At 62.6% G+C, this 9,474-nt stretch carries 7 protein-coding genes and 1 pseudogene; 6 read left to right on the top strand and 2 right to left on the bottom strand.

The window, feature by feature from the left end; genetic code table 11:
* Positions 1–66 precede the first annotated feature (66 nt).
* The 4 genes from hisG (at position 67) to EOA75_RS22580 (ending at position 4,697) form a co-directional block, all read left to right on the top strand.
* On the top strand, positions 67–765 hold the full coding sequence (gene hisG, locus EOA75_RS22595) for an ATP phosphoribosyltransferase (protein ID WP_127325204.1): 699 nt from the start codon (positions 67–69) through the stop codon (positions 763–765).
* Positions 766–835: 70 nt separating this feature from the next.
* Complete coding sequence (locus EOA75_RS22590) at positions 836–2,602, top strand: AMP-binding protein (RefSeq protein WP_127325203.1); 1,767 nt, start codon at positions 836–838, stop codon at positions 2,600–2,602.
* Between the two features lie 80 nt (positions 2,603–2,682).
* Positions 2,683–3,297: a poly-gamma-glutamate hydrolase family protein gene (locus EOA75_RS22585; RefSeq protein ID WP_127325202.1), complete on the top strand. Its 615-nt coding sequence runs from the start codon at positions 2,683–2,685 to the stop codon at positions 3,295–3,297.
* Between the two features lie 296 nt (positions 3,298–3,593).
* Positions 3,594–4,697, top strand: a complete 1,104-nt coding sequence (locus EOA75_RS22580; protein ID WP_127325201.1) for an ionic transporter — start codon at positions 3,594–3,596, stop codon at positions 4,695–4,697.
* A 153-nt stretch (positions 4,698–4,850) separates the two neighbouring features.
* Here the strand turns inward: EOA75_RS22580 and EOA75_RS22575 are convergent, their stop codons facing one another.
* Positions 4,851–5,759, bottom strand: a complete 909-nt coding sequence (locus EOA75_RS22575; protein WP_127325200.1) for a hydrogen peroxide-inducible genes activator — start codon at positions 5,757–5,759, stop codon at positions 4,851–4,853.
* Positions 5,760–5,911: 152 nt separating this feature from the next.
* Here EOA75_RS22575 and katG point away from each other — a divergent pair, with 152 nt between their 5' ends.
* Complete coding sequence (gene katG / locus EOA75_RS22570; protein ID WP_127325199.1) at positions 5,912–8,125, top strand: catalase/peroxidase HPI; 2,214 nt, start codon at positions 5,912–5,914, stop codon at positions 8,123–8,125.
* A gap of 187 nt (positions 8,126–8,312) precedes the next feature.
* Here katG and EOA75_RS22565 read toward each other — a convergent pair whose 3' ends face one another.
* Positions 8,313–8,990 (bottom strand): MIP family channel protein, encoded by a 678-nt coding sequence (locus EOA75_RS22565; RefSeq protein WP_127325198.1) that lies wholly within the window; start codon positions 8,988–8,990, stop codon positions 8,313–8,315.
* A gap of 331 nt (positions 8,991–9,321) precedes the next feature.
* Here EOA75_RS22565 and EOA75_RS35175 point away from each other — a divergent pair.
* Positions 9,322–9,474, top strand: a pseudogene (locus tag EOA75_RS35175) (MFS transporter); the annotation flags it as partial.

The raw sequence follows: 9,474 nt of genomic DNA, 5'->3' as shown, positions 1-9,474 counted from the left end.
GCCTATCCCCGGCGTCGGCTTCTCGGTGTGGCTCGACCGCATCGAAGCATTACGGGAGCCCACGCGATGATCACGCTGGCGATCCCATCCAAGGGCCGTCTCAAGGAGCAGTCGCTTGAAGTCCTGGCCAAGGCCGGACTGGCGGTCACTCTGCCCGAGGACGACCGCAAATACCGCGCCCGTATCGACGGCCTCGACAATGTCGAGGTGGCCTTCCTCTCCGCGTCCGAGATCGCCGGCGAGATCGGCCAGGGCGCGGTCGATCTCGGCATCACCGGCGAGGATCTGCTGCGCGAAAACCTCGCAGGCTGGGAAGCGCGCGCCGAGATCGTCGCCCGTCTCGGCTTCGGTCATGCCGATGTCGTGGTGGCGGTGCCGGATATCTGGCTCGACGTCGATACCATGGCCGATCTCGACGATGTCGCCGCCGATTTCCGCCAGCGTCATGGCCGGCGGCTCAGGATCGCTACCAAATACTGGCGGCTGACGCAGCAGTTCTTTTCGCTGAAGCACGGCATCCAGGTCTACCGCATCGTCGAAAGCCTCGGCGCCACCGAAGGCGCACCGGCGGCCGGCCTTGCCGACGTCATCGTCGACATCACCACCACCGGCTCGACGCTGCGCGCCAACCATCTCAAGGTGCTGAGCGATGGAATAATCCTGAAGTCGCAAGCCTGTCTCGTTGCTTCCAGGAAGGTCCGCGACGCGGCCGATGAGGCACAGTTGCGTGGCATCGCCACGAAGATGGCTGCGCTGGTCGCTTAACCCATACCTTCGGCGGGTTTCCACCGTCCCGGCAGGCTGATAGGCTGGCTCATCCCGGGAGGTGACGGCGATGGCGATCAAACTCGACGAGCTCATGAACGCCACCAATCTGCGCGGGCGCGGAACGCATGGCACCTTCATTGCTCCAATGGACGGCAGGGCGCATGTCTCGGGCGACCGTTCGACGCCGTTGCTCGACAAAACCATTCCGGAACTGTTCTCCGATACGGTGAGCAGATACGCCACGCTCGATGCCGCCGTCTTCGTCGGCCAAGACAAGCGCTTCACCTGGAGCGAGCTGTCGGATGCGGTCGACGCGCTGGCCGCCGGCTTCCTGGCGCTCGGCCTGGAGAAGGGCGATCGCGTCGGCATCTGGTCGCCCAACCGCTGGGAATGGCTGGTGACGCAGTTCGCCACCGCGCGCATCGGCCTGATCCTGGTCAACATCAACCCGGCCTACCGGCTCAGCGAGCTGGAATATGCGCTCAACAAGGTCGGTTGCAAGGCGCTGGTCACGGCGGTCAGCTTCAAGACCTCCGACTATCTCGGCATGATCGAGACGCTGGCGCCGGAGATCGCCAAGGCCGAGCCCGGCAAGCTCGAGGCAGAGAAGCTGCCATCGCTGAAGATCGTCATCCGCATGGGCGAGGACAACTCGCCCGGCATGTTCAATTTCGGCGATGTGCTGGCAATGGCCGGACGCGACGAGCATGACAGCCTCGATCGCATCTCCGAAAGCCTGAAGCCCGGCGACGCCATCAACATTCAGTTCACCAGCGGAACGACGGGCGCGCCGAAGGGCGCGACACTCACCCATTCGAACATCGTCAACAACGGCAGCTTCGTCACCTCGGCGATCAAGCTCACCGTCGACGACCGGCTCTGCATCCCTGTGCCGCTCTATCATTGCTTCGGCATGTCGATGGGCACGATGGGCTGCGTCACCAAAGGCGCCACGATGGTCTTCCCGGGCGAAGGTTTTGACGCGGGCGCGACGCTCAGAGCCGTCGCGCAGGAACGTTGCACCGGCCTTTATGGCGTGCCGACCATGTTCGTCGCCATGCTCGATCATGCCGATTTCTCTAGCTTCGACGTCTCCAGCCTGCGCACCGGCATCATGGCCGGCTCGCCATGCCCGATAGAGGTGATGAAGAAGGTGGTGTCGCTGATGCATATGGCGCAAGTGACCATTGCCTATGGCATGACCGAGACCAGTCCGGTTTCTTTCCAGAGCAGCGTCGACGACCCGCTGGAAAAACGCGTCTCCACGGTCGGCCGCATCCATCCGCATGTCGAGGTCAAGGCGATCGGCGCCGATGGCGCCACCGTCCCGGTCGGCGAGCCGGGCGAGCTCTGCACACGCGGCTATTCGGTGATGAAGGGCTATTGGGACGACGCGGAAAAAACCCGCGAGGCGATCGACGCTGACGGCTGGATGCACACCGGCGACCTCGCGACGATCGACGCGGAGGGCTATTGCAACATTGTCGGCCGGGTGAAGGACATGGTCATCCGCGGTGGCGAGAACGTCTATCCGCGCGAGGTCGAGGAATTCCTCTACCGCCACCCCAAGATCAAGGAAGTGCAGGTCTTCGGCATTCCCGACGACAAATATGGCGAGGAGATCTGCGCCTGGATCGTGCTGAAGCCCGGCCAGATCGCCACCGCTGAGGAGATCAAGGCCTTCTGCAGCGGCCAGATCGCGCACTACAAGGTGCCGCGCTACATCCGCTTCCGCACCGAGCTGCCGATGACAGTGACCGGCAAGCCGCAGAAATTCCTGATGCGCGAGGCAATGGTGGAGGAACTGGGGCTGGTGGCGCAGAAGACGGCGTGAAGCGGGATTGATCCGGAAATATTCAGCCTTTGCAAAACGCGCTCGAAGCGCAACTGCCGACCACGCGTTTGGATGGGATTATGGACAACGAGTTCCCAAATTTCGCGGCGCTGAAGGCCGCCAAAACTGAAAACGTGGACTATCGCATCGTCGTGCGGCGTGGCGCTCGAACCGGCAATGCGATCGTCCTCGCGCCGCACGGTGGGAAGATCGAGCCCCGCACCTCCCTGATTGCCGAGACGGTGGCAGGGAGCGATCTGGATCTGTATTGCTTTGAAGGACTGATGCCGCAAAACAATCGCGAGTTGCACATAACGTCAAATAACTTTGACGAGGAATCCGCGCTCGACTTGGTGCGGGCGAAGTCGATTGTCGTTGCTATCCACGGTCGCCAGGATCGGGACGATCCCTCGACAATCTATATGGGCGGCAAGGATGCCGCGCTGATTACAGAGATAGTTCGGCGCCTCCAGGAAGCCGGCTTCAACACCAAAAGGGACAACCATATTTTTCCAGGCATCGGCGATTTGAACATCGTCAATCGTGGATTGACCGGCAAAGGAGCGCAGCTGGAGATACCCTTCTCCCTGCGCCAGCGGCTGGGGAACGAGCCGGAACTTTTGGGAAAATTCTGCACGGCGGTTCGCAAGGCGATTGACACCGTCGATGCCAGAAGCTGTTCGATCGTGTCCTAAAGCCGCCTCACCCAGACCGGCAAGGGGGAGCACGTCACGCACGCGTAAAGTCCTGGCGCGGATGCTTTGAGGTTGGTCATTGCCGGGGCAGGAAACGGCGTAGACCACGGCATCTCGAGGTTTCGGTGCGCTGGAACAGCCGGCGCCGCAACTCCTCGAGCATCCTCGGCAGCAGCGGATCGGCTTCCCGGAAGAAGTCGAACGCCGGGCGATCGGTCCGTCCACTTCGCAATGATGTCGGCTGGGGTGCTTCCCACAGGCTTTTCCGCTAAATTCGCGGAAACGCAGGGGCTTCAATGACTGGTTTCGCGCGGTCGGTGACTTCCTACACGATGCCATTGGCCGCCCTGGTGACGGCTGTCGCGGTCAGAGCCAGCGGCCTTTCGGTGGACGAAGGTTCGCTGAACATCAGGATTGTCGTTGGAGCGCTTTCGAGTGCGATCATGTTCATCACCATTTTCGTGGTGCTCGACCACGCCGAGGCAGTGGCCCGGCGCGTGGGGGAGCCGTACGGGACGTTGGTGCTGACCTTTGCCGTGACGGCAATCGAAGTGTCGATCATCGTTTCCATGATGCTGCATGGAGAGAACAACCCGACATTGGCGCGCGAGTCCGTTTTCTCGACGGTGATGATTATCTCTACCGGCGTCGTCGGTACGTGTCTCACGCTTGGCGGCTGGCGTCATCGCAAGCAGGCAATCGTTCGGCAAGGGACCAGCGCGTATCTCGCGGTTCTGATCGCGCTGACTGTCATGACGCTTGTCCTGCCGACCTACACCCAGACGACGGATCCAGGCACGTTTTCGGCGGGCCAGCTTGGTTTTGTGAGCGTCCTTTCGGTGCTGCTCTATGCAAGCTTCGTGTTTGCCCAGACCGTTCGGCACCGGGACGACTTCGTCCAGGAACAGGCGCACGACGTTCCGATGCGAACTGCCCTTCACGAAAGCCTTTCTCTCGGCGTTCTGCTGCTGCTGAGCGGGCTGATCGGCATCGTCATGCTGGCCGAGCAGGTCGCCGCCGGTGTCGAGGACACGCTCGTTGCCTACCAGGTGACCCAGGCCGACAGTATCGTGGGAGCGATGATCGCCGGGCTGGTTTTGATGCCGGAGGCCATTTCGGCGGTTCGCGCCTCGCTCAACAATGAGCTGCAGCGCGGCCTCAACGTTGCGATGGGTTCGGCCTGCGCCACCATCGGTCTGACGATACCGGCGGTGGCGGCCGCCAGCCTGCTGACAGGCCGAGGGTTGACCCTTGGGCTTCCGGCGGCTGATGCGGTACTTTTGGCCCTGGCGCTTTTCATTTGCAGCGTAAGCTTCAGCACCGAAAGAACGACATTCCTGACCGGAATGGTTCATATTGTGGTGTTCTTTACCTACGTATTTCTCATATTTGTGCCGTGAAGGCTTGCAATCGAACGAGGGATAGAGAACTCGAGGTTGGGACCCGCACTATCGGATTTTCGAAGCGGGCAGCGTTAGCTCCGGTAAGCAGCAGAAGCTTTCGATACGGGCGTTGGCTGAGAACTGGGATTGGGCAAAGCTCAGAAACCAGGGTCAGCTCGCCAGCACCGCATGATCCAATCCCCGTATGATCTTTGCCAGTTCCACGCATTCGTCCTGGCGCACCTTGTTGCGCCGCCATGCGAGGCAGATCATGCGCTGCGGCATCGGCTCCTGGAACGGCACGATCTTGAGGTCCGGCATGACGCCGGCGGCGTTTGCCGCCATTTCCGGAACCAGCGTCACGCCCAGCCCATGCGCCACCATCTGCAAGAGCGTGGTGAGACTGGTGGCGCCATAGCTTGCCATCGCCACCGGCCGAACATTGCCGCAGACGGCCAGAGCCTGTTCGCGCAGGCAATGACCTTCCTCGAGCAGCATCAGCCGTTTCAGCGCCGGGCTTTCCGGCGGCACGGGCGGCGAGGCGAAAGCCGGATCGCCGGCGGGCACCGCAAGGAAGAAGCGGTCCGGGAAGAGCTCTTCCGTGACAAGCCCCGGATGGTCGAGCGGCAGCGCGGCGATGAAAGCGTCGAGCTTGCCCGAGACATTGTCCTCGACCAGCGATGCCGTCACCGCCTCGCGCAGTTCGAGCTGCAGGCCCGGGAAATGCTTCTTTAGTTCCGGCAGGACCCACGGCAGGAGATAGGGCGCTACGGTCGGAATGATGCCCAGCCGGAAGCGGCCTTCCATCGCAGGGCGGCCGCGCCGGGCGGTTGTCTCGACGTCACGTATATCGGCAAGAATGCGCTCGATGCGCGGCTGCAGCACAAGTGCTTCGTCCGTCATCCGCACCGCCTTGCCGCCGCGCTCGAACAGAAGACAGTTCAGCCGCTCTTCCATTTCGGCGATCTGGGCGGAGAGCGCCGGCTGGCTGACGCCGGCAAGCTTCGCGGCGCGGCCGAAATGCAGCGTCTGCGCCAGCGCGTCGAAATAAAGCATCTGTCGCACGGTGAGGCCGATCATAAGGAAAGCTTATCAAAACGAACAGGAAAGGCAATTTGTCTTTATCGCCAAGCCGGCCTAGGCTGGAATCGTTCCAGATTGGCGCGGCCGCTGGCCGGCCCCGAAATCTGCGCAGAATCAATCTCGGAAAAATCAAAACCCTGGAGAGTAAGATGGACGCGAAAACCGACGACAACAGCGCTGGCAAATGCCCCGTGGCGCATGGATCCGCCGGCAGGACCAATCGGGATTGGTGGCCGAATCTGCTCGACCTCGGCGTTCTTCATCAGCAGTCGAGCCTCTCGGACCCGATGGGCGAGGATTTCGACTATGCCACGGAATTCCGGAGCCTCGATCTCGATGCCGTGATCAAGGACCTGCACCATGTGATGACCGACTCGCAGGACTGGTGGCCGGCCGATTTCGGCCATTACGGACCGCTCTTCATCCGCATGGCCTGGCACAGTGCCGGCACCTATCGCATCGGCGACGGGCGTGGCGGCGCCGGTGCCGGCCAGCAGCGGTTCGCGCCGCTGAACAGCTGGCCGGACAATGCCAATCTCGACAAGGCGCGCCGGCTGCTGTGGCCGGTCAAGCAGAAATACGGCCGCAAGATCTCCTGGGCCGACCTGATGATCCTTGCCGGCAACGTCGCGCTGGAATCGATGGGTTTCAAGACCTTCGGCTTCGCCGGCGGCCGTGCCGACGTGTGGGAGCCGGAGCAGGACGTGGATTGGGGCTCCGAAACGAAGTGGCTGGACGACCAGCGCTATTCCGGCGACCGTGAACTGCAGGGCCATCTCGGCGCCGTTCAGATGGGCCTGATCTACGTGAACCCGGAAGGCCCGAACGGCAAACCGGATCCGGTCGCCGCGGCCCGCGACATCCGCGAGACCTTCCGCCGTATGGCCATGAACGACGAAGAGACCGTGGCGCTGATCGCCGGCGGCCACACCTTCGGCAAGACCCATGGCGCCGGCGATGCCTCGCTGGTGGGCGTGGAGCCGGAAGGTGCCGGCATCGAAGCGCAGGGCCTCGGCTGGTCGAGCAAACATGCCACCGGCATTGCCGGCGACGCCATCACCTCGGGCCTGGAAGTCACCTGGACCACGACGCCGACCAGATGGAGCAACAATTTCTTCGACAACCTGTTCAACTTCGAATGGGAGCTGACGAAGAGCCCGGCCGGTGCCAATCAGTGGACGCCGAAGGGCGGCGCCGGCGCCGGCACGGTTCCGGACGCGCACAATCCCTCCAGGCGTCATGCTCCGGCCATGCTCACCACCGATCTCGCGCTGCGCTTCGATCCGGCCTATGAGAAGATCTCGCGTCGCTTCCACCAGTACCCGGACCAGTTCGCCGACGCTTTCGCCCGCGCCTGGTTCAAGCTCACCCATCGCGACATGGGCCCGGTGGTTCGTTATCTCGGCCCGCTCGTGCCGAAGGAAGAGCTGATCTGGCAGGATCCGATTCCGGCGATCGACCACGAACTGGTCAGCGAAGAGGATATCGCCGCGCTGAAGGCGAAGATCCTGGCCTCCGGCCTCACGGTTCCTGAACTGGTCTCAACCGCCTGGGCCTCGGCCTCGACCTTCCGCGGCTCGGACAAGCGCGGCGGCGCCAATGGCGGCCGCATCCGTCTCAGCCCGCAGAAGGACTGGGAAGTCAACCAGCCGGCCCAGCTTTCGAAGGTGCTGGTGAAGCTCGAAGCCATCCAGCAGGAGTTCAACGCGGTGCAGGCTGGCGAGAAGAAGATCTCGCTCGCCGACCTGATCGTGCTCGGCGGCGCCGCCGCGATCGAGAAGGCCGCGAAAGACGGCGGCAATGAGGTGAACGTGCCCTTCACGCCAGGCCGCATGGACGCTTCGCAGGAGCAGACCGATGTCGAATCCTTCGCGGCACTCGAGCCGAGGGCCGACGGCTTCCGCAACTATGTCCGCGGCAGGCTGCCCATGTCGGTCGAAGCGATGCTGGTCGACCGCGCGCAGCTCCTCACGCTGACGGCGCCGGAAATGACGGTGCTGGTCGGCGGCCTGCGCGTGCTCGGCGCCAATCATGGCGGCTCAAAGCACGGCGTGTTCACCGACAGGCCGGGCACGCTGACCAACGACTTCTTCATCAACCTGCTCAGCATGGCGACCATCTGGGATCCGGCGGCCGGCTCTGGGCCAGACGCGGATGAGGTCTATGAGGCGCGCGACCGCAAGACCAAGCAAGTCAAGTGGACCGGCACCCGCGCCGACCTGATCTTCGGCTCGCACTCGCAATTGCGTGCGCTGGCCGAGGTTTACGGCTCGGCGGACGCCAAGCAGAAGTTCGTCAAGGACTTCGTGAAGGCGTGGACGAAGGTGATGAATCTCGACCGGTTCGAACTGGTCGCGAAGTAAAGCAGGTCTCGCGAGAGTGGGAACCGGTTTCGGGACAAAGACATGCGCAAATTAAAAAAACTAAAGCGCACGGAGCGAAACTGAAAGATCGCGATACGCTTTAGGTCTCATGGTCCCAAAAAAAAGGCGCGGGTTCATGCCCGCCGCGGGTTCATGCCCGCGCCTTTTGCATTGGGTAAAGTAGCTATCAGTCTTTTTCGAAGATGCCAGCCTTGGCAACGATCCCGGCGATCGCCCCGCCGATCAGTGGCGCGACGATGAACAGCCAGAGCTGGCCGAGCGCCGTGCCGCCCGAAAACAGCGCCGGGCCTATCGAGCGCGCCGGATTGACCGAAGTGCCCGTCACCGGGATCATGGCAAAGTGGAGCCCTGCCAGCGTTAGGCCTATCACCAGGCCGGCAAAGGCCGTCATGTGCTTGGCGTTGGTGACGCCGAGAATGACGGTGACGAAGGTGAAGGTGCCGATCAGCTCCCACAGGAAGGCCGAGCTGATGCCCCATTTCGCCTCGTCCCAGCCATTTGCGCCGAAGCCCCCGGTGTGGCCGCCGGCCTGACCGGTGACGATGATCCACAGCGCCAGCGAAGCGATGATGGCGCCGATGATCTGCGCGATCCAGTAAGGCACGACTTCCCTCGCCGGCATCCGCCCCGCAAGGAACACGCCGAGCGTCACCGCCGGATTGAGATGCGCGCCCGAGATCGGGCCGATCGCATAGGCCGCGGCGATCAGGCCGATGCCGAACGCCAGGCCGATCCCTTCCTGTCCGAGCGGCAGCGCGCCGCCGAAGCCGCCCGTGACCACGGAGGCCGTGCCTATGAACACCAACAGAAACGTGCCTAGGACTTCTGCCAGATAAGTCTTCATTGCCCTCTCCTCATAGGGATCCGCCAAAACGCGTTTTCCGCGTCGCGAATCACAGGCGAAAGAGTATTCCTGCCGGCAAAACTTGGAAAGCTGAGTGTTAAGCCAGTGGTCTTGCTTTGCATCCGCCAGTCAAGACATTAGAGAAGTTTCATGTGCGAGGCGTTTTTCTTGTTATCCGCTGACCGCCGACTGCCGCGAAAGAACCTTCCGCCTGTTGCATGGACGATGGCATGGGACAGGTCGTTTTGGCTTCACCGCAAGAGAAGTGTTTCAATCGGAGCCGGAAAGGCTCTAAGAGCAGGGCTGGAAGCAACGATAGACGGAAGCAGGAATGAGACTGGGCGGAAGGCTGGCGGCGGCCATCGAAGTGCTTGAAGACATCGGCCGGCGGCATCGGCCGGTGGCCGACGCCTTGCGCGACTGGGGCTTGTCGCACCGCTTTGCCGGTGGCGGCGACCGCGCGGCGATCGGCAACATCGTCTAC

It is taken from the genome of Mesorhizobium sp. M1A.F.Ca.IN.022.07.1.1 (assembly GCF_003997575.1).
Taxonomy (GTDB): Bacteria; Pseudomonadota; Alphaproteobacteria; order Rhizobiales; family Rhizobiaceae; genus Mesorhizobium.
Note: the sequence above shows the minus strand (reverse complement) of the source record. Positions and strands in the feature narration are given on the sequence as shown.

Bases quoted from the DNA above. Each gene is read 5' to 3' on its own strand.
- EOA75_RS22580 (WP_127325201.1), top strand. From the start codon at position 3,594: ATGACTGGTTTCGCGCGGTCGGTGACTTCCTACACGATGCCATTGGCC.
- hisG (WP_127325204.1), top strand. From the start codon at position 67: ATGATCACGCTGGCGATCCCATCCAAGGGCCGTCTCAAGGAGCAGTCG.
- EOA75_RS22590 (WP_127325203.1), top strand. From the start codon at position 836: ATGGCGATCAAACTCGACGAGCTCATGAACGCCACCAATCTGCGCGGG.
- katG (WP_127325199.1), top strand. From the start codon at position 5,912: ATGGACGCGAAAACCGACGACAACAGCGCTGGCAAATGCCCCGTGGCG.
- EOA75_RS22575 (WP_127325200.1), bottom strand. From the start codon at position 5,759: ATGATCGGCCTCACCGTGCGACAGATGCTTTATTTCGACGCGCTGGCG.
- EOA75_RS22585 (WP_127325202.1), top strand. From the start codon at position 2,683: ATGGACAACGAGTTCCCAAATTTCGCGGCGCTGAAGGCCGCCAAAACT.
- EOA75_RS22565 (WP_127325198.1), bottom strand. From the start codon at position 8,990: ATGAAGACTTATCTGGCAGAAGTCCTAGGCACGTTTCTGTTGGTGTTC.